Annotated in this window: 24 protein-coding genes and 1 other annotated feature; of the genes, 8 read left to right on the top strand and 16 right to left on the bottom strand. The window is 32.6% G+C overall.

What is annotated here, in order from left to right:
- The first annotated feature begins 462 nt into the window (after nucleotides 1-462).
- The 4 genes from croR (at nucleotide 463) to serS (ending at nucleotide 5,281) form a co-directional block, all read left to right on the top strand.
- The gene (gene croR, locus DFR54_RS11645; protein WP_114290364.1) at nucleotides 463-1,149 is read left to right on the top strand and encodes a response regulator transcription factor CroR; all 687 of its coding nucleotides are present in this window, start codon (nucleotides 463-465) and stop codon (nucleotides 1,147-1,149) included.
- Nucleotides 1,139-2,299, top strand: a complete 1,161-nt coding sequence (locus tag DFR54_RS11640) for a sensor histidine kinase (RefSeq protein ID WP_474104417.1) — start codon at nucleotides 1,139-1,141, stop codon at nucleotides 2,297-2,299. Before croR ends, DFR54_RS11640 begins: the two co-directional genes overlap by 11 nt.
- An 84-nt stretch (nucleotides 2,300-2,383) precedes the next feature.
- Nucleotides 2,384-3,670 carry a serine hydrolase gene (locus tag DFR54_RS11635; RefSeq protein WP_114290362.1) on the top strand — a complete coding sequence of 429 codons (1,287 nt, stop codon included), beginning with the start codon at nucleotides 2,384-2,386 and terminating at the stop codon, nucleotides 3,668-3,670.
- A gap of 51 nt (nucleotides 3,671-3,721) precedes the next feature.
- Nucleotides 3,722-3,945 (top strand) — a binding site (T-box leader).
- Nucleotides 3,946-4,006: 61 nt separating this feature from the next.
- The gene (serS, locus tag DFR54_RS11630) at nucleotides 4,007-5,281 is read left to right on the top strand and encodes a serine--tRNA ligase (protein WP_114290361.1); all 1,275 of its coding nucleotides are present in this window, start codon (nucleotides 4,007-4,009) and stop codon (nucleotides 5,279-5,281) included.
- 41 nt (nucleotides 5,282-5,322) lie between these two features.
- On the opposite strand, the gene DFR54_RS11625 is transcribed toward serS, so the two are convergent.
- The 8 genes from DFR54_RS11625 to rsmG form a co-directional block, all read right to left on the bottom strand.
- Nucleotides 5,323-6,231: a lactate/malate family dehydrogenase gene (locus tag DFR54_RS11625; RefSeq protein WP_170126960.1), complete on the bottom strand. Its 909-nt coding sequence runs from the start codon at nucleotides 6,229-6,231 to the stop codon at nucleotides 5,323-5,325.
- A 271-nt stretch (nucleotides 6,232-6,502) separates the two neighbouring features.
- Nucleotides 6,503-7,987 carry an IMP dehydrogenase gene (gene guaB / locus DFR54_RS11620; RefSeq protein WP_086340769.1) on the bottom strand — a complete coding sequence of 495 codons (1,485 nt, stop codon included), beginning with the start codon at nucleotides 7,985-7,987 and terminating at the stop codon, nucleotides 6,503-6,505.
- Between the two features lie 159 nt (nucleotides 7,988-8,146).
- The gene (locus DFR54_RS11615) at nucleotides 8,147-8,845 is read right to left on the bottom strand and encodes a DUF1129 domain-containing protein (RefSeq protein ID WP_086340768.1); all 699 of its coding nucleotides are present in this window, start codon (nucleotides 8,843-8,845) and stop codon (nucleotides 8,147-8,149) included.
- A 24-nt stretch (nucleotides 8,846-8,869) separates the two neighbouring features.
- Complete coding sequence (gene ychF / locus DFR54_RS11610) at nucleotides 8,870-9,970, bottom strand: redox-regulated ATPase YchF (RefSeq protein ID WP_114290359.1); 1,101 nt, start codon at nucleotides 9,968-9,970, stop codon at nucleotides 8,870-8,872.
- A gap of 19 nt (nucleotides 9,971-9,989) precedes the next feature.
- Nucleotides 9,990-10,181, bottom strand: coding sequence for a DUF951 domain-containing protein (locus DFR54_RS11605; RefSeq protein WP_086340766.1), 192 nt, complete (start codon nucleotides 10,179-10,181; stop codon nucleotides 9,990-9,992).
- 287 nt (nucleotides 10,182-10,468) lie between these two features.
- On the bottom strand, nucleotides 10,469-11,356 hold the full coding sequence (locus tag DFR54_RS11600; protein WP_114290358.1) for a ParB/RepB/Spo0J family partition protein: 888 nt from the start codon (nucleotides 11,354-11,356) through the stop codon (nucleotides 10,469-10,471).
- Nucleotides 11,343-12,110 carry a ParA family protein gene (locus tag DFR54_RS11595; protein WP_086340764.1) on the bottom strand — a complete coding sequence of 256 codons (768 nt, stop codon included), beginning with the start codon at nucleotides 12,108-12,110 and terminating at the stop codon, nucleotides 11,343-11,345. Before DFR54_RS11595 ends, DFR54_RS11600 begins: the two co-directional genes overlap by 14 nt.
- Before the next feature lie 37 nt (nucleotides 12,111-12,147).
- Entirely contained in the window at nucleotides 12,148-12,867 is a 720-nt protein-coding gene (rsmG, locus tag DFR54_RS11590; protein WP_114290357.1) for a 16S rRNA (guanine(527)-N(7))-methyltransferase RsmG, read from the bottom strand.
- A gap of 162 nt (nucleotides 12,868-13,029) precedes the next feature.
- On the opposite strand from rsmG, the gene DFR54_RS13415 reads away from it, so the two are divergent.
- Nucleotides 13,030-13,275: a hypothetical protein gene (locus tag DFR54_RS13415; RefSeq protein ID WP_227289537.1), complete on the top strand. Its 246-nt coding sequence runs from the start codon at nucleotides 13,030-13,032 to the stop codon at nucleotides 13,273-13,275.
- A gap of 196 nt (nucleotides 13,276-13,471) precedes the next feature.
- Nucleotides 13,472-13,831, top strand: a complete 360-nt coding sequence (locus DFR54_RS11580; protein ID WP_114290356.1) for a hypothetical protein — start codon at nucleotides 13,472-13,474, stop codon at nucleotides 13,829-13,831.
- A 32-nt stretch (nucleotides 13,832-13,863) separates the two neighbouring features.
- On the opposite strand, the gene mnmG is transcribed toward DFR54_RS11580, so the two are convergent.
- The 8 genes from mnmG to rpmH form a co-directional block, all read right to left on the bottom strand.
- Complete coding sequence (gene mnmG, locus DFR54_RS11575) at nucleotides 13,864-15,750, bottom strand: tRNA uridine-5-carboxymethylaminomethyl(34) synthesis enzyme MnmG (protein WP_114290355.1); 1,887 nt, start codon at nucleotides 15,748-15,750, stop codon at nucleotides 13,864-13,866.
- Nucleotides 15,751-15,764: 14 nt separating this feature from the next.
- Nucleotides 15,765-17,162 (bottom strand): tRNA uridine-5-carboxymethylaminomethyl(34) synthesis GTPase MnmE, encoded by a 1,398-nt coding sequence (gene mnmE / locus DFR54_RS11570; RefSeq protein WP_114290354.1) that lies wholly within the window; start codon nucleotides 17,160-17,162, stop codon nucleotides 15,765-15,767.
- A gap of 151 nt (nucleotides 17,163-17,313) precedes the next feature.
- A complete protein-coding gene (locus DFR54_RS11565) occupies nucleotides 17,314-17,748 on the bottom strand; it encodes a GNAT family N-acetyltransferase (protein ID WP_114290353.1) in 435 nt (144 codons plus the stop codon).
- A 62-nt stretch (nucleotides 17,749-17,810) separates the two neighbouring features.
- Nucleotides 17,811-19,505: an arginine--tRNA ligase gene (gene argS, locus DFR54_RS11560; RefSeq protein WP_114290352.1), complete on the bottom strand. Its 1,695-nt coding sequence runs from the start codon at nucleotides 19,503-19,505 to the stop codon at nucleotides 17,811-17,813.
- Between the two features lie 327 nt (nucleotides 19,506-19,832).
- The gene (jag, locus tag DFR54_RS11555) at nucleotides 19,833-20,570 is read right to left on the bottom strand and encodes an RNA-binding cell elongation regulator Jag/EloR (protein ID WP_114290351.1); all 738 of its coding nucleotides are present in this window, start codon (nucleotides 20,568-20,570) and stop codon (nucleotides 19,833-19,835) included.
- 36 nt (nucleotides 20,571-20,606) lie between these two features.
- Nucleotides 20,607-21,425 carry a YidC/Oxa1 family membrane protein insertase gene (locus DFR54_RS11550; RefSeq protein ID WP_114290350.1) on the bottom strand — a complete coding sequence of 273 codons (819 nt, stop codon included), beginning with the start codon at nucleotides 21,423-21,425 and terminating at the stop codon, nucleotides 20,607-20,609.
- A 14-nt stretch (nucleotides 21,426-21,439) separates the two neighbouring features.
- Nucleotides 21,440-21,778, bottom strand: coding sequence for a ribonuclease P protein component (gene rnpA, locus DFR54_RS11545; RefSeq protein WP_086340754.1), 339 nt, complete (start codon nucleotides 21,776-21,778; stop codon nucleotides 21,440-21,442).
- Nucleotides 21,779-21,899: 121 nt separating this feature from the next.
- Nucleotides 21,900-22,034 (bottom strand): 50S ribosomal protein L34, encoded by a 135-nt coding sequence (gene rpmH, locus DFR54_RS11540; protein WP_086340753.1) that lies wholly within the window; start codon nucleotides 22,032-22,034, stop codon nucleotides 21,900-21,902.
- 469 nt (nucleotides 22,035-22,503) lie between these two features.
- Here rpmH and dnaA point away from each other — a divergent pair, with 469 nt between their 5' ends.
- Entirely contained in the window at nucleotides 22,504-23,847 is a 1,344-nt protein-coding gene (dnaA, locus tag DFR54_RS11535; RefSeq protein WP_114290349.1) for a chromosomal replication initiator protein DnaA, read from the top strand.
- Between the two features lie 154 nt (nucleotides 23,848-24,001).
- A complete protein-coding gene (gene dnaN / locus DFR54_RS11530) occupies nucleotides 24,002-25,132 on the top strand; it encodes a DNA polymerase III subunit beta (RefSeq protein ID WP_086340751.1) in 1,131 nt (376 codons plus the stop codon).
- Nucleotides 25,133-25,312: the final 180 nt, after the last annotated feature.

Below are 25,312 nucleotides of genomic sequence, written 5' to 3'. Positions count from 1 at the left end.
AATAAAAGTTGATTAACATCTTAAAGATGTTTAGCTCATTAATTTTAAAACTTGCTAGCGAATTGTATTCACTAAATATGGTTTGTTTCTACTAAGTAGAAACGCCCTACACATTTGGTTTGTCTTACTTTGTTCAGTTTTCAAAGATCTATTTCTAAGTTGTCGTAACAACTTTTTAATAATACCAAACTTGTTATTTGATGTCAACAAGTTTTTTTATTTTTTTTACTGCGTTTGCTCTCAGAAACAAATGCTTGTCATGAGGCAACTTCAAAATAATAACATGACTCAATATTAATTGTCAACAACATTTGAAATGTTTTTTTATCTTTTTTCGTAACAGCAACAAATAGTAATATACTACTTTTTAAAAAATTTGTAAACATATTTTTAAATCTATTTTTTGTTTTTGAATATTTGGTACAATATAGTTATTACTATACGAAACGAGGGAGATTGACAATGAAGATACTTGTTGTAGATGATGATAAAGAAATCGTTGAATTATTAAGCATATATGTAAAAAATGAAGGCTATGATGTGATTAAAGCGTACGATGGAAAAGAAGCTCTAAGCAAGATTACAACTAATCCTGATATTGATTTAATGATCTTAGATATTATGATGCCTAAGATGGATGGCATGGAAGTTGTTAAAGAACTTAGAAAAGATTCTCAAATTCCAATTATCATGTTAACTGCAAAAACAACTGATATGGATAAAATTCAAGGTTTAATTGCTGGGGCGGACGATTACGTTACTAAGCCTTTTAATCCATTGGAAATTATGGCACGTGTTAAATCGTTATTAAGACGAACTAATATGCAAGTTAAAACTGATGTTCCTGATGAGCTTGAAATTGGTCCTCTTATTATAAAGAAGGATTCTCATGAAGTAACAACTGATAAAGGAATTAATATTCAATTAACAGCTTTAGAATTTGGTATTTTACATCTCTTAGCAAGCCATCCTAATCGTGTTTTTAGTGCGGATGAAATTTTTGAGCGTGTTTGGCAACAAGAAAGTCTTGTCTCTGCGAAAACAGTAATGGTTCATGTTAGTCATTTAAGAGATAAGATTGAGGAAGCTACAAATGGTGAGAAAGTCATTCAAACTGTTTGGGGGGTTGGCTATAAAATTGAGGGATGATTCAAAGAAGTACACACGGATTCAATTAACCTCTAAAGAAAAAAGTGAGTTATTTATAGAAGGATTAGTTACTATTATACTTTTAATTCTTCTAAATTTAGCAATGTACATGATTTTAGTTCAAATTATTCAAACTAGTATTTCACTCGAATCGTTTACTAATAAATTCATGCCTTCTATTTACGAAGCTTTTTATAGCCCAAAAGCAATGGTTTGGAAAAAGCCCATTTTTTTCCTAATGGGAATATTAGATATTGCTATTCTCTACTGGCGATTAATTAGACGCTATAAACAAATGCAACAAAGACATATTATTAGTGAGCTTCATTATATTTCAAGCGGACACTATGATCACCGAATTCCTTTTGATTTAAATGGGGATCTTGGTAAATTAATTCGAAGCATTAATGCTCTTGTTGATAGTACAGTAGAAGCTATTGAAGAAGAACGACGAATTGAACAATCAAAAGATGAACTTATTACAAACGTAAGTCATGATATTAGAACTCCTTTAACTTCTATTATCGGTTACCTGGGTTTAATAGAAGAAGGTAAATATTCTAATGAAGAAGAGCTTCTTAAATATACACATACTGCTTACTTAAAATCGAAACAAATGAAACTATTAGTAGATGATTTATTTGAATACACAAAAGTTAGACAATCAAATACGCCGATTAATCTAGTTACCTTTGATATGCAGCAATTAATTGGGCAGATTGTTGTAGATTTTGAATTAGATGCGCAAAAAAAAGATGTTGCTATTGATTTTGAAGCTTCACCCGCTTCTCTTTTAATGGAGGGTGACACTGAAAAGTTAGTCCGCGTTTTCGATAATCTACTATCTAATGCACTGAAATATGGAGTAGACGGTTCTAAAATTATAATTACTTCTGAAAAAGTTGGCGATGAAGTAATTATTACAGTTAAAAATGATGGTAAAGAAATCCCTAAAGAATCTTTAGATTTATTATTCGATCGTTTTTATCGTGTAGAGGAATCCAGGTCACAGCAAACAGGTGGAACTGGACTCGGTTTAGCTATTTCACAAAGTATTGTAGATTTACACTGTGGTCAAATTTATGCAACATCTGAAAAAGGATGGACATCGTTTATTATTCATTTACCACTTAAACAAGATAAAGAGTGAGTCTAGCTATTTGCACAGACTCACTTTTTTTGTTAAATTTTAAATTGACTCAATTATTTAAACATATGAGAAAGGGTTTTATTTATGACATCATTTAAATGTCTACTTGGAAAGATAACAACACTTGTTTTAGTATTGCCATTATTTATTTTCACTCCAATCCAAGCACAGGCATTAGGAACAGATTTTTCTGTTCAAGCAAAAGCCGCTTTAGCTATCGATGCTAATTCCGGCAAAATTCTTTATAGTCAAAACAGTGATGAAGTTTTAGGAATTGCTTCAGTAACCAAAATCTTATCTGCTTACTTAGTTTATGAAGAGGTTGAGCATGAAAATATTTCATGGTCCGATCCACTACCAATTAGTGATCATCTAATTAAATTAAGTCAAGATCCAGACCTATCTAATATTCCTATTGAAAAAGATCAAACTTTTACCGTTCAAGATGCTTTAATCGGAGCTCTTGTTTCTTCTGCAAATTCACTAACATCTGCTTTAGCTGAATACATTGCAGGATCCGAAGTAGCATTTGTTGGTATGATGTATGACAAGCTGGAACTTTGGGGTATCCATGATGCACTTCTTGTTTCTGCTTCTGGGTTAAGTAACGAATACATTGTCCCTCCTTTTTATAAAGGGACAAAAGAACTTGATGAAAACATGATGAGTGCAAAAGATGTAGCCATTGTGGCTCAACATCTAATTACTGATTATCCAGAGGTACTAGATATTACCTCTCAACCTAGTATAACTTTATTTGAAAAGTCTAAAGAACCTCTTGTTTTATGGAATTCTAGTGATATGTTACCAGGATTTGATTATTATATTGAAGGTATGGACGGCTTGAAAACAGGAACTTCTCCTGTTGCTGGTGGTTGTTATGTGGGAACAATGGAAATTGATGGGACACATATTATTACTGTAGTCTTAGGTGTTGATGAAGAAGCTGCTAATCGTTTTGAAGAAACCTATCAACTTCTAAACTATATCAATGAACATTTTTCTTACGAAACAGCGATTAAAAAAGATGAGCTAGCTAGTACGAAGCAAATTGGTATAAAAAATTCAAAAGAGAAAAATGCAGATATTATTGTTAAAGATGATGTCAAAGTATGGGTAACATCTCCAAAAAATTTAGCACTATCCGTTAAAACAACTACGAAACAAGTAGATCGACATGGTAACATTAAAGCTCCAATGACTAATAAAACAGTCATTGCACATCAATATGCTACAGATAAAACTGATAAATTAGGCTATCTAACAAAAGAAGAAGAAAAAGAAGCTTATGTTGATGTCACACTAAAAAATGACATAAAAAAAGATAATATCTTTACAATTATTTGGCATAGAATCTCTGGTAAAGCTTAATTTCTCATTATTTGACAGATGAAAAAAAAGTCGTTATACTCTAGCTAATAATAAATGTCGAAAGAATAGTATTAAATTTTGTTGTTTTAGAGAGTTGACGGTTGGTGAAAGTCAATACAATAGGTTTAAGAATCCACTTTTAAAAGACGTGTAACGAAAACAATTTTTGATTAAGTTACACCGGTAAGCAATGGCCGTTATTCTGCATTTAATGAAGGCACGTTTCTGTGTAAAAATCTGGGTGGTACCGCGAAATTCAACCTCTCGCCCCAAAAGAGTTTATTCTCTTTTGGGGTTGAGAGGTTTTTTATTTTATTATTATAAGGAGGAAATAATATGTTAGATGTAAAATTTATTAGACAAAATATTGATGAAGTTAAAGAAAAATTAATGACTCGTGGCGTAAACGAAGAGGTATTAAATGAGTTTGTTATCCTTGATCAAGAAAGACGTAATCACTTAGTAAAAGTAGAAACTCTTAAAAAAACTCGTAATGATGTGTCTCAAGAAATTGCTACTTTAAAACGCAACAAAGAAAATGCTGATGACAAAATTAAAGAGATGAAAGAAGTTGGAGAAACTATCAAAGGCCTAGACGAAGAAATTCGTGTCATTGATGAAAAACTACAAACTATTTCTCATACTCTACCTAATTTACCTGCAGCTGATGTACCAGTTGGAGCAGATGAAGAAGATAATGTAGAAGTTAAACGTTGGTCAACACCTAAAACCTTTGATTTCGAGCCAAAACCACACTGGGAAGTAGCTGAAAACTTAGGGATTTTAGATTTTGAACGCGGGGCAAAAGTTTCAGGTAGCCGTTTTGTTTTCTATAAAGGCTTAGGAGCTCGCTTAGAAAGAGCTATCTATAACTTAATGTTAGATACTCATGTTTATGAGCATGGTTATACTGAAATGATGACACCTTACATTGTTAATGAAACATCTATGTTTGGTACTGGACAATTCCCTAAATTTAAAGAAGATGTTTTCCAAATTGAAGACAGTAACTATACGTTAATTCCAACAGCTGAAGTGCCCTTAACAAACTATTACCGTGATGAAATTTTAGCACCAGAGCAATTACCTGTTTACTTTACAGCTTTAAGCCCATCATTTAGATCTGAAGCAGGTAGTGCTGGACGAGATACAAGAGGTTTAATTCGTTTACACCAATTTAATAAAGTTGAGATGGTTAAATTAAGCCATCCTGACACTTCTTACGAAGAGTTAGAAAAAATGACAGCTAACGCAGAGGCGATTTTAGAAAAATTAAACCTGCCTTACCGTACAATTACTTTATGTACTGGTGACATGGGGTTCTCTGCTGCTAAAACATATGATATCGAAGTTTGGATTCCAGCTCAAGATACTTACCGTGAAATCAGCTCTTGTTCTAACTGTGAAGACTTCCAAGCAAGACGTGCTAAAATCCGCTTCCGTAATGAAGAAGGGAAAACAGATTATGTTCATACATTAAATGGATCTGGACTTGCAGTTGGTCGTACAGTAGCTGCGATTTTAGAAAATTACCAAAATGAAGATGGTAGTGTGACAATTCCTGAAGCTCTTGTTCCATATATGGGTGGCTTAACTACTATTACTAAATAATAAAAAATCATCTCAAGAATATTTTCCTTGAGATGATTTTTTTATTTAATTAAATTATAAACTTCTCTAACTGCTTGTGCCGATGAACGATATAAATCTGATTCTTTTTCTGTTAATACGACATCAACTTTTTGTGAAATCCCTTTTCTGCCAATTTTAGCTGGATAACCTAAGTATAACTTCTCTCTTTCATCGTATACTGAAACAGGATAAATTCGATTTTCATCTAACTGAATAGCTTGTACCAAACGAGCACACATTGAAGCAATCCCAAAACTAGTCCATCCTTTACCAGAGTGAATTTCCCAACCACCTAAACGTGTTTTTTCTTTTAATAGCTCAGCCTCTTCCATAGATAATGAATAATTTTCTAATAATGATTTTCCATCTATTTGAACTAATGACCACGGAATAAACTGGCTTTCACCATGTTCTCCTAAGACATATCCTGTAACATCTTGAGGCGATACATTAAAATGTTGGCTAACTATTCGTTTCATTCGACTTGTATCAAGTAAAGTTCCTGTTCCTATAACACGCGACTGAGGAAACCCACTAATTTCTTGTACTAAGCGAGTAATTGTATCACAAGGATTAGATATAACGATAAAAATACCTTTAAATCCACTTGCTACTACTCGAGGGATAGTTTCTTTAACTGAAGCCACATTATCTAATAACTCCGAATTCCGATTTTCATTATCGATGCTTTGACTTCCCACACTAATAATAACTATTTCAGCATCTCGCAGAGTTCCATAGTTCTGGGTATCAATTTTAACTGAATAATCCCAAGGAACTAAACTATCCTCTATTTCAAGCTTTTCAGCTAAGACTTTTTCTTCTAGTTTATCAATCAATACTAAATGACTAACTAATTTTTCTCGACATAATGTATAAGCAACGTCTGCTCCTACATGACCTAAGCCGATTATCCCGATTTTTCTCATCAAATTTCCTCCATACTCTACTTTTAACATACGACAAATTTAAAAATTTGCGCCATTACATTAAAATAAAAAGTCTCTTTATCTTATTTTAAATTATATTTTTAAAATAATTAAACAATAGATTTAACTTTTTAGACACTCACCTGACGCCCAATTTTAAATTTCATGACAAATTTGGCACAAATTTAAAAATTTGTCGTATGTCATTTTCTACATCTCTCACTAAGTTTAACAAAAAAGAGGCTGACAATGTGTCAAACCTCTTAATATTTTATGACTCAATTGAATAGTTTGGTGCTTCTTTTGTAATTTGAACATCATGTGGATGAGATTCACGTAATCCAGCCCCACTCATTTGAACAAATTGAGCATCTTCACGTAACTCTTTTAAGTTACCTGCTCCAACATATCCCATACCAGCACGAAGTCCACCAATCATTTGGAAGACGATATCTTGAGCACTACCTTTGTAAGCCACACGACCTTCAATACCTTCTGGAACTAACTTGTTTGCTTCATTAACTGAGCTTTGGAAGTAACGGTCACTAGAACCTTTAGCCATAGCTCCAAGAGAACCCATACCACGGTAAGTTTTAAAACGACGTCCTTGGAAAATTTCAAACTCACCAGGTGACTCGTCTGTTCCTGCTAACATTGAACCAAGCATTACTACATGTCCACCAGCAGCAAGAGCTTTAACGATATCTCCTGAATATTTAATACCACCATCAGCAATGATTGCTTTTCCATATTCACGAGCTACTCCTGCAGCGTCATAAATAGCAGATAATTGTGGTACCCCAACACCAGCAACAACACGAGTTGTACAAATTGATCCAGGACCAATTCCGACTTTAACTACGTCTACACCAACTTCATAAAGAGCTCTAGCTCCCTCAGCTGTCGCAATGTTACCAGCAATGATAACAACATCTTGGAATGTTTCACGAATTTCTTTAATTTTACGAATAACACCTGCACTATGACCATGAGCTGTATCAATAATTAATGCATCTACTCCAGCTTCAATCAAAGCTTCTGCACGTTCAAAAGTATCACTTGTTACACCAACTGCTGCTGCTGCAAGTAAACGACCATGTTTATCTTTAGCTGCATTTGGGAACTCAATCACTTTTTCAATATCTTTAATGGTAATTAAGCCACTTAATTTACCTTCTTCATCAACAAGAGGTAATTTTTCAATTTTATGTTTTTGTAAAATGTTCTCTGCATCTTTTAAAGATGTTCCAACAGGAGCAGTTACTAAATCTTCTTTAGTCATTACCCCTGAAATTGGTTGTTGATAATCAGAGATGAATCTTAAGTCACGGTTTGTTAAAATACCAACTAATTTTCTATTTTCTAACGTTTCTACGATTGGCACACCGCTAATACGGTAAGTCCCCATTAAATTTTCTGCCTCAGCTACTAAGCTTTCTGGTGTTAAGAAAAATGGATCGATAATAACGCCACTTTCAGAACGTTTTACCTTTCTCACTTCGTCAGCTTGTTGTTCAATTGACATATTTTTGTGGATAACCCCTAATCCACCTTGTCTAGCCATTGCAATGGCCATCTTACTATCAGTAACTGTATCCATACTGGCACTCATAATTGGAATATTAAGTTTTAAATTGGGCGCAAGCTCCACCGATAAATCCACATCGTTTGGTAATACGTGGCTTTCTGCTGGAATTAATAAGACGTCATCAAAAGTAAAACCTTTTTTTGAAAATTTTGTTTCCCAATTTGTCATTAGAAAATAGCACTCCCTTATTTTTATTTTATTTACAAACTTACCAAAAAAAAGTACATCCGTCAATTGATTGCGTTGAATACAAAAAAAAAGATGTTAAAAATCTTACCTTACTCTTAGAATTCTAGAGTCATGTAGATTTTTTAACATCTCTTTTTATTAGCTACGCATGAACATTGTACCTTGTAGTTTGTATTTCTTTTTCAACCAATATCTTAAACCAAATGATGCTGCACCAAGTGCCAACGTTAGAACTGGATCAAGCACTGGATTAATTGCTGGTGGTAAGAATGCTGAGATTCCCATAATTAAGAACCATGGTAAGAAACTAACGGCCATAATTCCACCTGTTTTAAATGCTCCTGGACGCTTGCTACGATCAGCACCTGGCTCATCGTAAACGTAGATATATCTATAAATTAAATAGAATGAGAAAGCTCCTGAAATCCCACCTAGGATTAGTGAGACAATTCCCTGTGTACTACCTGTTCCTGTTTTTGAGAACAGTGCTAGTAGTGATGTGATAACTGTTAAGAATGTAAATAACATTAAAAAGTTATCTAACATAATTTTACCAAATGACATTTCTGGCATTGGTTCTGGTGTATTAACAATTGTTTCGATAGCATCAGTCGGTGTGCCGTATAATTGTTTAGCAGTTACACCAGTCTTTTGACCTTCAATTAATTTAGTTAACATATCGTTCATAGCTAGGACTTTTTTCTCTTCAGAAATGTCACTACCTTCTAAAGCTTTATTTAAATCAAAAATAAATTGATCATTTTTTTTAGTTAACTGAGGCATTAATTCGCGATTTTGAGCTACTTTTTGTTGTAATTCTTCTCTTGATTCTTCCACTAGTCTCACCTTTATTTTCTAATTTTAGACGTTAAATCTAAACAACATAACGTCGCCATCTTTAACGATATATTCTTTACCTTCTAAACGAACACGTCCTGCTTCTTTAGCAGAGGTCATGCTACCGTGTTCTTTTAAGTCATCATATGACACTGTTTCAGCACGGATAAAACCACGCTCAAAATCTGTATGGATAATTCCAGCACACTCAGGGGCTTTCATACCATTTTTAAATGTCCAAGCTCTTACTTCTTGTTCTCCAGCTGTAAAGTAAGTTGCTAAACCTAATAAATGATAAGCAGCACGGATTAATTTATCTAAACCAGACTCTTCAATACCTAATGCTTCTAAGAAGTCAGCTTTATCTTCATCATCTAATTCAGCAATTTCTTCTTCTGCTTTAGCACAGACAGTAATAACTTCTGCATTTTCAGTTGCTGCAAATTCTTTTACTTGTTGTACGTACTCATTACCTTCTTCATCAGCTACCTCATCTTCAGCAACGTTAGCGACATAAAGAACTGGTTTTGTTGTTAAAAGGAATAAACCTTTAACAATTGGTAATTCGTCATCAGAGAATTCAATCGATCTTGCTGATTTACCTTCTTCTAAAACTGGTTTAATTTTTTCTAAAACTGCTAACTCAGCAACTGCTTCTTTATCTTTTGTTTTAGCAATTTTAGCGACACGACTCATACGTTTATCAACTGATTCTAAGTCTGCAAAAATCAGCTCCAAGTTAATGATTTCAATATCTTCTAATGGGTTAACACGTCCTTCAACGTGAGTAATATTCTCATCGTCAAAACAACGAACAACATGACAAATTGCATCTACTTGGCGAATATTACTTAAGAATTTATTTCCTAATCCTTCACCCTTACTAGCACCCTTAACAATTCCTGCAATATCTGTAAATTCAAAAGTTGCTGGTACTGTTTTTTTAGGTTTTACTAATTTTGTTAATTCATCTAAACGCATATCTGGTACTTCTACCATCCCTACGTTAGGATCGATTGTCGCAAAAGGATAGTTTGCCGCTTCTACTCCTGCTTTTGTAATTGCATTAAATAATGTTGATTTCCCTACGTTTGGTAATCCAACAATCCCTGCTGTTAATGCCATCTAATCATCACTCTTTCTTTTAATTGTCTTCACTCTTTTTTTCTAACACTTTTTTCATCTTTTTAGTAAACTCTTTACGAGGCATCATCACAATATGCTGACAGTTTACACACTTGATTTTTATATCCATTCCCATACGTGTAATTTCCCAACGATTTGTTTGGCAAGCATGAGGTTTTTTCATCTCAACAATATCACCTAAATCAAACATACTGACACCTTCCTTTACTTAATTTTCTACAAAGTAACACAAGCTATATATTAACACAAAATTGTCTCTTTAGCTTTTGGTTTTACAAATTTATTTCCTTAAATTTCAAAAAGAGAAGTGGGAGTGTGACAAAATAAGTCACACTCCCTCAATTACAAATAAACGGTGTCACAAAAGTAGCTTCGACGGAAATAAGCCAAAAATCTCAAAAATTTAAGAAATAATTTTTGAGATTTTTTACTTATTTCTTGAAGCTGAACACTTTTGTCACAACCTCTTTCTTTTATCTAATCATCAAATTGTATTTCTAAAATATCTAATATTCTTGTTAAATCGGCTTGGGATAGATATTCAATTTCAATCTTCCCTTTACCATTTTTCTCATTAATCGCAACACTTGTACCAAATTTATCCATTAAACGGTCTTCACTACTTCTTATGTAGTAAGGTTTTGGTGTCACTTGTTTTGCCTTTTTAGGTGTTAAAGATTCTTTATCATTCATCTCAGAAACAATTTGTTCTAGTTGACGAACAGTTAATCCTTCTTTTAATACACGATTAGCCAAAGGGATAATATTTTTCTCATCTTTTAAACCTAATAAAGTTCTAGCTTGTCCCATTGATAGTTGTTCTTTTTGAACTAAGTCTTTAACTACTTGAGGTAACGTTAAGAGTCTTAAATAGTTCGCGATATACGGACGACTTTTTCCTAATTGCTCAGAGAGTTCTACCTGAGTTAATTTTAAATTTTTCATTAACATCTCATAAGCTTCTGCTTCTTCCATTGGGCTTAGATCTTCACGTTGTAAGTTTTCAAGTACCGCGATTTGCATCATACGTGCTTCATCAAACTCTCTAATAATGGCAGGAACAGTTGTTTTACCAGCTAATTTTGAAGCTCTAAAACGGCGTTCACCAGCAATAATTTCATAACCTTTGATAGTCGATTTTCTAACAATAATTGGTTGAAAAACACCTGATTGTTTAATTGATTCCGCTAATTCTTGTAAAGCATGCTCATCAAAGGTTTTTCTTGGTTGGTAAGGGTTTGGTCTCAATTCCTCTAATGGAATCTCTGAGACGACATCTTTTTGCTCATCTACCTCTTCAATTTCTGAAAAATCTTTAAATAAAGCGTCAATTCCTCTACCTAAACCTTTATTAGTTTTCGTCACGATTCATCACTTCCTTTGCTAAAGCATGATAATTCTCGGCACCTTTTGATTTTGGATCATAGTCGATAATTGATTGTCCATGACTTGGAGCTTCTGATAATCTCACGTTTCGTGGGATGATTGTGTCATAAACTCGTTCTCTAAAGTATTTTCTAACTTCCTCAACAACCTCAGAACCTAAATTAGTTCTTGCGTCATACATCGTTAACAATACTCCTTCAATACGTAAATCTGCATTGAAATGTTTTTGGACTAAGCGGATTGTATTTAGTAATTGACTTAAACCTTCTAAAGCATAATATTCACATTGAACAGGTATTAAAATTGAATCACTTGCTGAAAATGAGTTAATTGTTAAATGTCCTAATGAAGGTGGGCAATCAATTAATACATAATCATATTCTTCTGTGATATCACTTAAAGCTGTTTTCAAACGTGATTCTCTTGCCATCATAGAGGTTAATTCAATTTCTGCTCCTGATAATTGGATAGTTGCCGGTGCAATATCTAATCTTTCTCTGGCTGTTTGTTGAATCACTTCTTTAATCGGAACTTCATTAACTAAAACATCATAAATATCATTAGTGACATCTGATTTTTTAATGCCAATACCACTTGTCGCGTTTCCCTGTGCATCCATATCAACAAGCAGAACACGTTTACCTGCATCTGCTAAACAGGCTCCTAGATTGACAGTTGTTGTTGTCTTACCAACACCGCCCTTTTGATTTGCAACTGATATTACCCGTGCCATTATCTTTCCTCCAATTTTTCCAATTGACTTTGTCTTTCTATACTAATGGTTTTTTATTTGGTGTTCCTGGTTTTCTTGGATATTTATTTGGTGTTTCTTTTTTCTTTTCAATTGCTACTATATAACGTTTATCTTCACTAAATGGTAAAGAGACTTCTGTTTCATTAACTAATTTACCACCTAGAGTAGCTATAGCTTTTTTACTTTCGATAACTTCCTCTTCACTTTTAGCAGCTTTTAATGCTAAAAACTGACCATTTTTCTTAACAAGAGGTAGGCAAAGCTCTGCTAATACATTTAATCTAGCTACTGCTCTAGCTGTGACTAAATCAAATTTTTCACGGTGAGCTTTATTTTGTCCAAATGTTTCTGCTCTATCGTGATACAAATGAACATTCTCTAATTCTAATGAGTCACACAATAATTTTAAAAAGTTAATACGCTTATTTAATGAATCAACAATTGAAACCTCTAAGTTAGGGTACACAATTTTTAAAGGAATACTAGGAAAACCAGCACCAGCACCTACATCACATAAAGAATAGTTTTCTTTACTTAAATCAATAGTTGTTGCTAAAGTGATTGAATCATAAAAGTGTTTTAAGTAAACTTCTTCTAATTCTGTAATAGCTGTTAAGTTAATTTTTTGATTCCATTCAACTAGTAGTTCATAATACATTTTAAACTGATTCATTTGTTGTTCCGATAAATCAATACCAATTTTAGCTAATTCTTGTCTAAATATTTCTGGTTTCATCTTTACTCTCCTTATTGTGAAACAAAAAAATGTTTCACAGATATCTCTACTCTAACGCAAAAAAACAAAAAATTCAATGAATATCCACTATAATGAACAGAAAAAAGATGTTTCATGTGAAACATTTTAATTTGTTACACAAAAAAGAAAGTTAGCACTTATATGAAAGAAACTAAATTTACTACAATAAAGGAAATTCCTACTGTAGAAGAATATCTTACTTTAAGAAAATTAGGCAGTTTATCAGCTAAGAGTAAAGATGGTGCAAAGACAGGGTTAAAGAATAGCTTTTACTCTGTTACTATTAGAGATAACAATAAATTGATAGGTATGGGAAGAATAGTTGGTGATGGTGGTACGGTTTTTCAAGTAGTTGATATTGTTGTTGATCCAGCTTTATCAAGGTAAGGGTTTAGGAAAGTTAATTGTTAAAGAACTAGTTCAGTACATTCATAAAAAAGTGGATGAACAAGCCTATGTCAACTTAATTGCTGATGAGAAGCTTATAAACTATACTCCCAATTTGGCTTTATAGATACTTGGCCTAAAAGCCGTGGTATGTATTTAAAAAGGAGATGAAAAATAAAAAAAGGAGAATAAATTAATGGCTAATACTATAGATGAATCTAACTATACTTTTGTTCCAGGTACTATTGATGGTTTTGTTTCTAATTCTAAAAACAATTTAGATGAGTCAATAAAACAAAATGAAACACTCATTTTTTTAATAGAAATTATTAATAAAAGTAATCCAGATAAAATGGAAAATATCCGTCTTTGTACAATAGATCCTATTCATTATGCTAGTCCGTATATCTACGAGCTAACCGCTTCTATTTCTATTGAGATTTTTAGTAATGATTTTCCAATTGAAACAGTATATCTAACAAAAGATATTTCTAAAAAACTTTTTATCGATACAATAACAAATTTCATTGAAGAAAGAAAACATAAATTTTCATAAATAAAAAAGGCTTATCACTAAGCCTTTTTTTATTAATCTCTTTTCGCTATTTTACCTTGTTCAATATAAACCATTAGGATACTTATATCAGCAGGGTTCACTCCACTAATACGGCTTGCTTGAGCAATTGTTTCTGGTCTAATTTTTTCTAACTTTTGAACGGCTTCTGTTGCTAAACTGTTCACTTTTGTGTAATCAATATTGTCTGGAATTTTTTTAGCTTCCATACGCTTTAATTTATCTACTTTATCATTAGCCTTTTTAATATAACCAGCGTATTTCACTTGGATTTCAACTTGCTCATAAACATAACGAGGCACTTCAACTTCAGGTGTTTCAATAAATTTAGCAATATCTAAATAGTTTAACTCTGGACGTTTCAATAAATCTGCTGCTAAAATACCATCTTTTAAGGCCGCACTATTTTTTTCAGCTAAATAAGCTTGTAATTCTTTAGTTGGTTTTAAGCGGATTTTTTCTAAGCGAGCCATCTCACTTTCAATCATCGCTTTTTTCGTTTCATATTCTGAGAAACGCTCTTCGTTCACTAAACCAATTGAGCGCCCCATTTCTGTTAAACGTAAATCAGCATTATCATGACGTAATAACAAACGGTATTCGGCACGAGATGTTAGTAAACGATAAGGTTCATTTGTTCCCTTAGTTACTAAATCATCAATTAATACACCAATGTAAGCATCACTTCTTTTTAAGACAAATGGTTCTTTACCTTGAATTTTTAATGCGGCATTTATTCCTGCCATTAATCCTTGGCAAGCTGCTTCTTCATAACCAGATGTACCATTAGTCTGACCTGCTGTATAAAGTCCGTCAATTTTCATTGTTTCTAGTGTTGGACGTAATTGATGAGGCACAACTACATCATACTCAATAGCATACCCGCTACGCATAACTTCTGCATTTTCAAGTCCCGCAACACTATGAATCATCTCATGTTGCACATCTTCTGGTAATGATGTTGATAAACCTTGAACGTAAACTTCTTCTGTATTAGCTCCTTCTGGCTCTAAAAAGATTTGGTGACGCGGTTTATCACTAAAGCGAACTACTTTATCTTCAATAGATGGACAATAACGAGCTCCCACACCCTCAACAATACCAGTAAACATAGGTGCTCGGTGTAAGTTCTCACGAATAACTCCGTGAGTATCTAAGTTAGTATAAGTTAACCAACAAGGTAATTGTTCTTGTTTATAAGACTCATCTAAAGTTTCAAAACTAAAATGATTAGGCGTAGTATCTCCTGGTTGAATCTCAGTTACATCATAATTAATCGAACTTGATTTCACACGAGGAGGTGTTCCTGTTTTGAATCGTTCAATCTCTAAACCTAACTCTTTTAAGTGATCTGCTAAACCAATAGCAGGTAGTGAGTTATTAGGCCCTGAAGAATATTTTAATTCCCCAATAATAATTTCACCACGAAGAGCAGTTCCAGCAGTAATAATAACCGCTTTACTGAAAAATTGAGTTCCTGTACTAATTTGAACACCTTTAACAACATTATCTTCTACAATTAATTTCTCAACAATTCCTTGTCTCAAATCTAAATTTTCAGTGTTTTCTAAAGTTTTCTTCAATTCATTTTGGTATTCATATTTATCTGCTTGAGCACGTAAAGCTCTAACGGCAGGGCCTTTTCCTGTGTTAAGCATACGCATTTGGATATAAGTCTTATCAATATTGCGACCCATCTCACCACCTAATGCATCAATCTCACGAACGACAACACCTTTAGCAGGTCCGCCAATTGAAGGGTTACAAGGCATAAAACCAATAATATCTAAATTTAAAGTAACTAATAATGTTTTCATGCCCATACGAGCTGCGGCTAATGAGGCTTCTGAACCTGCATGTCCACCACCGACAACGATGACATCATATTGTTGTTTTTCCATATTTTTCTCTCCTACTATTTTCCTAAACAGAACTGACTAAACAATTGAGTAATTAACTCATCTTGAACACTATCACCAATAATTTCACCTAATAAATCCCATGAACGTGTCATATCAATCTGCAATAGGTCTACTGGCATATCCATCTCAATCCCATTTAAAACCTCATCTAATGCCATGTTAGCTTGTTCTAACAAAGCAATGTGACGTGAATTCGAAATGTATGTTGCGTCTTTTTCTTTACCTGAATTAGTAAAGAATGTGTCTTTAATACTTTGTTCTAGGCTTTCAATTCCCTCACTTGAGGTTACCGAAATAGAAAGAACTGTTTCATTGTTTAAATAAGTCTCTAACTCGGCTAAATCAAGTTGTGTTTCTAAATCCATTTTATTTAAAAGGATAATTCGGTTCATTCCTTGAGTTAATTCAAGTAACTCTTTATCCATCGGTGTTAAACTTTCACTTTGGTTTAATACTAAAAGAATCAAATCAGCCTCTTGTAAGGCTTTGCGACTTCTTTCGACACCAATTTTCTCAACAATATCTTCTGTCTCACGAATACCTGCTGTATCAATTAATTTAAGTGGTACACCGCGTACATTCACATATTCTTCAATCACGTCTCGTGTAGTTCCAGCAATATCTGTAACAATCGCTTTGTCTTCCTGAAGTAAATAATTTAAAAGGCTTGATTTCCCAACATTAGGGCGACCAATAATCGCTGTCGAAAGACCTTCTCTTAAGATTTTCCCTTGTCTTGCAGTTAAAAGTAAATGATCAATTGAGGCCTTAACTTCTTCTGCTTTTTCTTTCATTAACTTAGTTGTCATCTCTTCCACATCGTCATACTCAGGGTAATCAATATTAACCTCTACTTGAGCTAAAGCTTGTAAAATATGTTGACGTAAGTCGCGAATTAAAATTGATAATTTACCATCTAATTGATTTAAAGCAAGTTTCATTGATTCATCTGTTTTAGCTTGAATTAAATCCATCACAGCTTCTGCTTGTGATAAATCCATCCGACCATTTAGGAAAGCACGTTTCGTAAATTCCCCAGGCTCTGCTAATCTGGCACCTTGCCTTAAAAGTAATTGCAAGACTTGATTAGCTACTACCATTCCCCCATGACAGTTAATCTCAACAATATTTTCTCTTGTAAATGTTTTTGGAGCTAACATGACTGAAAACATCACTTCATCTAATACTTGTTCTGTATCAGGGTCTTTAATATGACCATAGTGAATCGTATGACTTGCGACATCTATTAATTTTTTCTGAGCATAAGCATTTACTTTATCAGCAATCACAACTGCATCATCCCCACTTAGGCGGACAATACTAATAGCTCCTTCACCTGGTGGTGTTGAAATGGCTGCAATTGTATCAAATTCTTTGGTTATATTATTCATATCTTTTTAGGTCCTTTCTAAAAAAATCCATATAAAAAAGTGCCTACTCCACCCTTTTTTGACAACTCAAAAAAAAGTGGATACGCACTTTGACTGCTATCCGTATTATATTCATTAGAAATAATAGCATAATCTCAAGATTTTGACAATTTTATTTGTTTAATGTCATTCCAATATGGGGTATATCATCTTCTAGATAAACATCTGTTGTCGCAACAAAACCAAAGGATTCATAAAATCCTAGTAAATAATGTTGTGCTGAAATATTTACTGCTTTTTGAGGATAACTTTCTGCAATTTCTTTTAGTGTCGTTTCTACTAAAAGTTTTCCTAGTCTTCTTTTTCTTGCGTTTTCAGTTATTAAAACACGACCAAAAGTAACATCTGCTTTGCGGTTAATAATTCTTGTGTATCCTAAAATTTCACCATTTTCTCTTAACACAACGTGTTTTGCTAAATAATCTGCTTCGTCTACTTCTTGATAGGGACAATTTTGCTCAACAACAAATACTTTTACTCGTTCATAAAAAATTTCAATCATTTCTTTTGCAGATAATTCGCTGATTTCTTTAACACTAATCTCCATATTAATCCCTCTTTCTGTAGAGAAAAGCACATGATTCCATTAAGAGTCATGTGCTTTATTCATTACATTTTATCTGGTGCTTCAATACCTAATAAGCGTAAACCTTCTTTAATAACTGTTGAAACGGAATAAACTAGACTTAATCTTGCATCTCTTCCAGCATCATCTGTTAAAATTTTGTGTTTAGAATAGTATTTATTGAATTTTTGAGCTAGATCAATAACATATTTAGCAATTACTGATGGCTCATATTTGCGGTATGCTTCTTGGATTTTATCTGGGAAAATATTTAATAATTTAACAACTTCCCAAGAATCTGGATCATCTAATTGAGCAACACCTTTAAAGTCTTCAACTTTCCAGTCTGCTTTAGCTAATATGCTTTCACATCTTGAGCGTGTGTATTGAACGTAAGGACCAGTTTCTCCTTCAAATTGGATTAACTCATCAATACTAAAGTCAAAATTATTCATACGGTCATTTTTAAGATCGTGGAAGATAACAGCTCCAACACCTACTTGATGAGCAACTTCATCTTTATTTTCTAAACTAGGATTTTTTTCTTCGATTCCTTTTTTAGTTGCTGTAATGGCTTCGTTTAAAACTTCTTCAAGTAAAATAACATTTCCTTTACGAGTAGATAATTTTTTACCACCTGATGTGATCAAGCCAAAAGGAATGTGTTTAATATCATCTGACCAGTCATGTCCTGCTTCTTTTAAAACAGCTTTTAATTGTTTGAAGTGAATTGATTGCTCATTTCCTACTACATATAATGATTCAACAAAATTGTAGTTATCATGACGATAATTAGCTGCAGCTAAATCACGCGTCATATAAAGTGTTGCACCATCGGATTTTCTAATTAAAGCTGGGTTTAAGTCATATTTCTCTAAAGAAACAATATCTGCTCCTTGATCTGATACAAGTAAGTTTTTCTCTTGTAATTCTTCAATAACAGGTTCCATTTTATCATTAAAGAAAGCCTCTCCATTGTAAGAATCAAAAGTCACACCAAGCATATCATAAACTTTTTGGAATTCTTTTAATGACTCACCTCTGAACCAAGTCCATAAACGGACTGCTTCTGCATCGTCTTCTTCTAATTTTCTAAACCAAGCACGACCCTCATCCTCTAAAGATGAATCATTTTCAGCCTCGTCATGGAATTGAACGTATAATTTTAGTAATTCTGAAATTGGATTCTCACGAACTGCTTCTTCGCTACCCCATTTTTTAAAAGCCACAATTAATTTACCAAACTGAGTTCCCCAGTCACCTAAATAATTAATTTTAATCGGGTTATATCCTAATTTATCTGATAATTGAGCTAGCGAATTTCCAATAACTGTTGAACGCAAATGTCCCATTGACATCGGCTTAGCAATATTAGGTGATGACATATCGATTGGCACATTACCACCTTTTCCAATCTCAGCATCTCCGTAGTGTTCTTTTTCAGTTAAAATAGTTGTTAAAACTTCATGACTTACAATCCCTTTTTTCAAGAAGAAGTTAATATAACCACCCACTGCTACAATGTTTTCATAATGAGTTTTATCTAATTTTTCGATTAACTCTTCTGCAATCATATTTGGTGCTTTACGATAAACTTTTGCTAAAGAAAAAACTGGAAAAGCAAAATCCCCATGAGAACTTGCTTTAGGTACTTCTAAAAAATTATATAATTCTTCTGCACCTAATACATCTCCTATTGCAACTTGTAAATCATTAACGATTTGATTCTTATAATCCATTTTGTATCCTCCTGTTTTTTTATAAAATTACATAAAAAAGCCCCTCATTACTAAGCAAATTATAGTAATAAGAGACGAATTGACTTGATCCGCGGTGCCACTCTTGTTGTTGATATTTCAACCACTTTATTTTTTAATATTTAAGTTTAAATGTTAGGTAGTTGCGATTCCTTCTAAGCATTGGTTTGGCTCTCACTCTCCCAAACTCGCTAAAACAATGTTGTTCTCAGTAAGTACTTAGACTACTTCTCGTAGTATATCAAATTTATTTACAGAATTCTATAAAAAAAGAAACCTTATCTTCAAATGATAAGATTTCTTAAGAGTTTAATTTTTTAATTCTACCACTAAATAACGATGTGGTTCATTTCCTTCAGAATGAGTTGAAATATCTGATTCTGATGAAAGAATTGAGTGGACTTGCTTACGTTCAAAAGCAGGCATTGGCTCTAAGAAAACTGGTTGACCAGTCTCTCTAACTTTTCTTAATGTTTGTTTAGCTAAACGCTCGATAATTGCTTTACGTCTCTCACGGTAATCACCAACGTTAACAACAATTGATAAACGATTCTTAGCAATTCGATGAATATAAACTTGAGATAAATATTGGATAGCATTGATTAATTTACCATGCTTTCCAATCAATAAACCTTTTTTCTCAGTTTCAAGATTAAAAGTAATAATACCTTTGGCTCTTGAAACTTTTACCATCGAAGGGGCACCTAAATCTCTTGTGATATCAGTTAAGTATACAGCTAAAGCTGTTACTGCTTCGTCATCAGTTAGATCTACAAGCTCAGTTATTTCAGAAATAACTTCTTCTTTTTCTGCTACAACTTGTTCTACGTCATCTTCAATAATTTCTTCTTTAGTAACTTCATCAGCGACTACTTCAGTTGCTTGAATTTTTTCAACAACAACTATCGCTTCTTGTTTACCAAATCCTAAAAACCCTTTTTTTCCTTCTTGAATAACTTCAATTGTCGCGTTCTCTTTAGCTATTTGAAGTGCAGATAAACCAGCGTTAATGGCCTTTTCTACGGTTTCACCTGAATATTTTGGCATGATCAGAACCCCCTATTATAGTAAATGATTAAAGCTTTATCTTTTTTTCTTTGGTTGGTTGGCTTTTCTAAGAGCCTTTTCTAAATCTTTTTTACGTTTAGCTTCTGCTTCACGTTCATTTCTAATTTTGAATGGATTATTAATTAATAATGTTTGGATCACTTGGAATCCATTTGAGATTACCCAGTATAGAGATAAACCACTGGCTAAGTTGATACCCATGAAAAGAATCATAGCTGGCATCATGTAGTTCATTACTTTCATTGAACCTTGAACTTCCAATTGTCCCATTGATGTTAATTTAGTACTTGCAAAAGTAAAGACTGCCGCAAGAACTGGTAAAATGTAGTATGGGTCAATTTTTCCAAGTTCTAACCAAAGGAAAGTTCCTGTTCTCAACTCAGGCGTTCTTGAAATTGATTGCCATAATGCCATCATAATTGGCATTTGAACTAACATTGGTAAACAACCAGATAATGGATTCACACCATGTTCACTATAAAGACGTTGTTGTTCCTCTTGTAGTTTTCTACTTGTTTCAGCATCTTTAGACGCATACTTTTCTTGTAACTCTTTCATTTTAGGTTGTAATTCTTGTGTTTTACGCATACTCTTCGTTTGATAATGCATTAACGGCATTAAAATTATTCGGATAATAATTGTAAATAGAATAATACCTACTCCGTAATTTTTACCAAACGATAGTAGTTTAATTGCTTGCCCAAAATAATAAACAATGTAACGATCCCAAAGACCAGTACTTGATGTACTAACATCTCCTGTTCCACAAGCAGTTAATAAGAATACTAATCCAAACATACTAAGGAGTAGCAGCCATTTTTTCATCTTTTTCACTCGTATACCCTCACTTATTCTATTATATTTGCTAATTTAAACACATGCTCTATATTATTTTTTACCTCATCTAATGACAAATCAACTACTTTTGGTCGTGCAATTAACACTATATTGTAACTAGGTTTAATTGAATCTCTTAAATCATATAAAGAAGTTCTCATTAAACGCTTTACTTTATTACGTGCTACAGCATTTCCGATTTTTTTCCCAACAGATAAACCTACTCTAAAATGAGTATTTTCTTCTGCAGGTAGAATATAGACAACAAAATTCCGATTGGCATAAGAGTCTTTGTGGTAAATAATTTTTTGGAATTCTTTTTCCTTTTTTATGCGATAGGATTTTTTCATAATATCCAACCCTTTAAATTCTATAAGTTTTCTTTCTTAATAACATCATTATCATAGCATAAAGCAGCTATTTTTTTCATTTTTTTATAAAAAAAAATCACTGACTCAAAGATTCAGTGATTTATGCTGCTAATGCTTTTCTTCCTTTACGACGTCTACTTGCTAATACACGACGACCGTTTTTAGTGCTCATACGTTTACGGAAACCATGAACTTTTTGACGTTTACGTTTTTTTGGTTGATATGTTCTTTTCATTCAATCCACCTCCTAAAACTAGATATGCTTTCTAAATCACTTAGACAGACTATAGTATTATACAAACAAATCACTGAATTTGTCAACTCAATATCGTATTTTTTCTTCTTAAAACTTATGCACATCTCTATAAAAACTATCCACAAATCTGTTTATTCAAATTTCCACAAAAAAGTTGTTCTTTATTTCTTCTTTAGTTATCAACAGGTTAACAATAGGTTATTAAGTTATCAACAGATATAAAAAAACATGTTAATAACTCTCTGAAAGTTTGATGTTAACACAACCGTATTTGTTGATAACTTTATGGATAACCAAAAATAAAGAAAAGTTATTAACATAAATTTTAACCTTGTGGAAAATTTTTTTACACATCTGTTAATTTACTATCCACAATCATAAAATTCAGTGGAAAACTTTTTTTAAAAGTGCTAGAATAGACTAGAAACTAATTTTTAGGGGGATCGTTATGCCCAATATTGACTATATATGGAAAGAATTGGAGGATGACTATCGAAAGATATTAACACCTCCAAGTTTTAATGCTTGGATTGAACAAGCTAAGCCCATCAGTTTAGTGGATAACTTATTAACAATCGAAGTTCCTTCCGAATTACACAGAGAGTATTGGGAAAAAAATCTTGCTGCCAAAATTGTCGAAACAGGTTTTAAATTAACAGGAGAAGAAGTTACTCCTGTTTTTATTATTGAAAATGAGATAAAAGAACCTGAAAAAAATAAAGAGGTAATTCAAACTGAACTACCTGATATCGTTAAGCAAAGTAGTAAAAAAGCATTACTGAATTCCAAATATACTTTTGACACTTTTGTTATTGGTAAAGGAAATCAAATGGCTCACGCAGCTGCTTTAGTTGTTGCTGAAGATCCTGGAGCTACTTATAATCCACTCTTTTTCTATGGTGGTGTAGGTTTAGGAAAAACCCATTTAATGCATGCTATTGGCCATCAGATGTTAACAAATCAGCCTGATGCCAAAATAAAATACGTTACTAGTGAAAGTTTTGCTAATGACTTCATTAACTCTATTCAAAATAGAACTTCTGAAGCTTTTAGACAGGAATACCGTAGCGTAGATTTACTATTAGTTGATGATATTCAATTTTTTGCTGACAAAGAGGGAACGCAAGAAGAATTTTTCCATACATTCAATACTCTTTATAATGAAGGAAGACAAATTGTTCTAACAAGTGATCGTTTGCCAAATGAAATTCCTAAACTGCAAGAAAGACTTGTTTCTCGTTTTGCTTGGGGACTATCAGTTGACATAACACCACCAGACTTAGAAACACGAATTGCTATTTTAAGAAAAAGAGCTAATGCTGAAGGTTTAGAAATTCCTGATGATGCCCTTTCTTATATTGCAGGACAAATTGATTCAAATATTAGAGAATTAGAAGGAGCTCTTGTTCGTGTACAAGCTTATGCCACAATGAATGGCAATGACATCACAACAAGTTTAGCAGCTGATGCTTTGAAGAGTTTAAAACCAATAAAACAAAAAAGTGAACTTTCTATTTTATTGATTCAAGAAGAAGTTTGTAAGTACTACCATTTACAATTAAAAGATTTAAAAGGGAAAAAACGAGTAAAAACAATCGTAGTTCCTCGCCAAATTGCTATGTATCTTTCAAGAGAAATGACTGATAATTCACTACCGAAAATTGGAGCTGAATTTGGTGGTAAAGATCACACAACTGTGATTCATGCTCATGAAAAAATTCAACAATTATTAGAGAATGATCCAATTATTCAAAAAGAAGTTGGAGAACTTAAAAATCTGTTAATATCTTAGGTGTGGATATCTTTATTTTTAACCTAGGAGTTATCCACATGTTATTAACATGCTATTTTTTATACGTTTCTTAAGCTAAACTAACTTATCCACAGTACTAACAGGCCCTACTACTATTACTATATTTATTATTATTATTTAAAAGGAGAAACCAATGAAAGTAACATTAAATAGAAATGCTTTTTTAGATGAATTAGCAACTGTTCAAAGAGCTATTTCTGGAAAAACAACAATCCCAATTTTAACTGGTGTTAAATTAAACTTAACTGAAAACGGATTAACCTTAACAGGAAGTAATGCAGATATTTCCATTGAAACTTTTTTAAGTGTTAATGATGAAAAAGCAAATATGTTAATTGAAAAAACAGGATCGATTGTTTTACAAGCTAGATTTTTCAATGAAATTATTCGCAAATTGCCAGAAAGTACATTAACATTGGAATTAATAGAAAATAATCAAGTCATTATTTCTTCAGGAAAAGCATTATTTAATGTAAATGGCTTAAACTCTGAAAATTATCCACATTTACCGATTATTGATAATCAAAATACGTTTAAATTATCAGCTCGTGTTTTAAACAAATTAATTAGTGAAACTGTTTTTGCTGTCTCACAACATGAAAGTCGTCCGATTTTAACTGGTGTTCATTTTATTTTAGAAAATAATGAATTATTAGCAGTTGCAACAGACAGTCATAGACTAAGCCAACGTGTTATTACAATATCTGAATCAAATAATGCTTTTGATATTGTAGTACCAGGAAAAAGTTTACAAGAATTATCTCGTTCATTTAAAGATGAAGAAGAAATTGTTGAAATTTCAATTATGGAAAACCAAGTTCTATTTAAAACAGAAGGTATGCATTTTTATTCTCGTTTATTAGAAGGTAACTATCCTGATACAAATAGATTAATTCCAACAACATTTTCTACTGAAATTGAATTTAATGTTCCTGAGTTATTAGCAGCAATTGATCGAGCTTCTTTACTTTCTCATGAAGGGCGAAACAACATTGTTAAATTATCTATTAATTCTGAGCAAGTTATTATTTATGGTAACTCACCAGAAATTGGTAATGTAGAAGAATCATTAAACTACACATCTGTTACAGGTGAACCTTTAGATATCTCTTTTAACCCAGACTACATGAAAGCATCATTAAAATCTTTTGGTAATATTGATGTGGTTATTAAGTTTATCTCACCAATTAGACCGTTCACATTACAACCTAATGATGATGAAGTTAACTTTATTCAATTGATTACACCAGTTAGAACGAACTAATTATTTTTGAAAACTATCTTCGGATAGTTTTTTTTATGCATTTTAAATAATTAGCCTTATTTTTACGTTTTAAGGAAGAAAGCCTATAAAATGAAAAAAGTACCTATTTGATTGAAATATGCTTAAATGTAAAGAAAATTTGTTTTTAAAGATTAAAACAGGTATAATATCTATAAATAG

The organism is Vagococcus fluvialis (assembly GCF_003337315.1).
GTDB classification, from domain to species: Bacteria; Bacillota; Bacilli; order Lactobacillales; family Vagococcaceae; genus Vagococcus; species Vagococcus fluvialis.
Note: the sequence above shows the minus strand (reverse complement) of the source record. Positions and strands in the feature narration are given on the sequence as shown.

Excerpts from the sequence above, each read along its gene's own strand:
- DFR54_RS11605 (WP_086340766.1), bottom strand. The coding sequence starts at position 10,181 with ATGTTTGATTTAGGTGATATTGTTGAGATGAAAAAACCTCATGCTTGC.
- mnmG (WP_114290355.1), bottom strand. The coding sequence starts at position 15,750 with ATGGAAAAACAACAATATGATGTCATCGTTGTCGGTGGTGGACATGCA.
- rsmG (WP_114290357.1), bottom strand. The coding sequence starts at position 12,867 with ATGAAACCAGAAATATTTAGACAAGAATTAGCTAAAATTGGTATTGAT.
- DFR54_RS11595 (WP_086340764.1), bottom strand. The coding sequence starts at position 12,110 with ATGGCACGGGTAATATCAGTTGCAAATCAAAAGGGCGGTGTTGGTAAG.
- rnpA (WP_086340754.1), bottom strand. The coding sequence starts at position 21,778 with ATGAAAAAATCCTATCGCATAAAAAAGGAAAAAGAATTCCAAAAAATT.
- dnaN (WP_086340751.1), top strand. The coding sequence starts at position 24,002 with ATGAAAGTAACATTAAATAGAAATGCTTTTTTAGATGAATTAGCAACT.
- dnaA (WP_114290349.1), top strand. The coding sequence starts at position 22,504 with ATGCCCAATATTGACTATATATGGAAAGAATTGGAGGATGACTATCGA.
- DFR54_RS11580 (WP_114290356.1), top strand. The coding sequence starts at position 13,472 with ATGGCTAATACTATAGATGAATCTAACTATACTTTTGTTCCAGGTACT.
- DFR54_RS11625 (WP_170126960.1), bottom strand. The coding sequence starts at position 6,231 with ATGAGAAAAATCGGGATAATCGGCTTAGGTCATGTAGGAGCAGACGTT.
- ychF (WP_114290359.1), bottom strand. The coding sequence starts at position 9,970 with ATGGCATTAACAGCAGGGATTGTTGGATTACCAAACGTAGGGAAATCA.
- DFR54_RS11635 (WP_114290362.1), top strand. The coding sequence starts at position 2,384 with ATGACATCATTTAAATGTCTACTTGGAAAGATAACAACACTTGTTTTA.
- jag (WP_114290351.1), bottom strand. The coding sequence starts at position 20,570 with ATGCCAAAATATTCAGGTGAAACCGTAGAAAAGGCCATTAACGCTGGT.
- rpmH (WP_086340753.1), bottom strand. The coding sequence starts at position 22,034 with ATGAAAAGAACATATCAACCAAAAAAACGTAAACGTCAAAAAGTTCAT.
- DFR54_RS13415 (WP_227289537.1), top strand. The coding sequence starts at position 13,030 with ATGAAAGAAACTAAATTTACTACAATAAAGGAAATTCCTACTGTAGAA.
- argS (WP_114290352.1), bottom strand. The coding sequence starts at position 19,505 with ATGGATTATAAGAATCAAATCGTTAATGATTTACAAGTTGCAATAGGA.
- guaB (WP_086340769.1), bottom strand. The coding sequence starts at position 7,987 with ATGACAAATTGGGAAACAAAATTTTCAAAAAAAGGTTTTACTTTTGAT.
- serS (WP_114290361.1), top strand. The coding sequence starts at position 4,007 with ATGTTAGATGTAAAATTTATTAGACAAAATATTGATGAAGTTAAAGAA.
- croR (WP_114290364.1), top strand. The coding sequence starts at position 463 with ATGAAGATACTTGTTGTAGATGATGATAAAGAAATCGTTGAATTATTA.
- mnmE (WP_114290354.1), bottom strand. The coding sequence starts at position 17,162 with ATGAATAATATAACCAAAGAATTTGATACAATTGCAGCCATTTCAACA.
- DFR54_RS11565 (WP_114290353.1), bottom strand. The coding sequence starts at position 17,748 with ATGGAGATTAGTGTTAAAGAAATCAGCGAATTATCTGCAAAAGAAATG.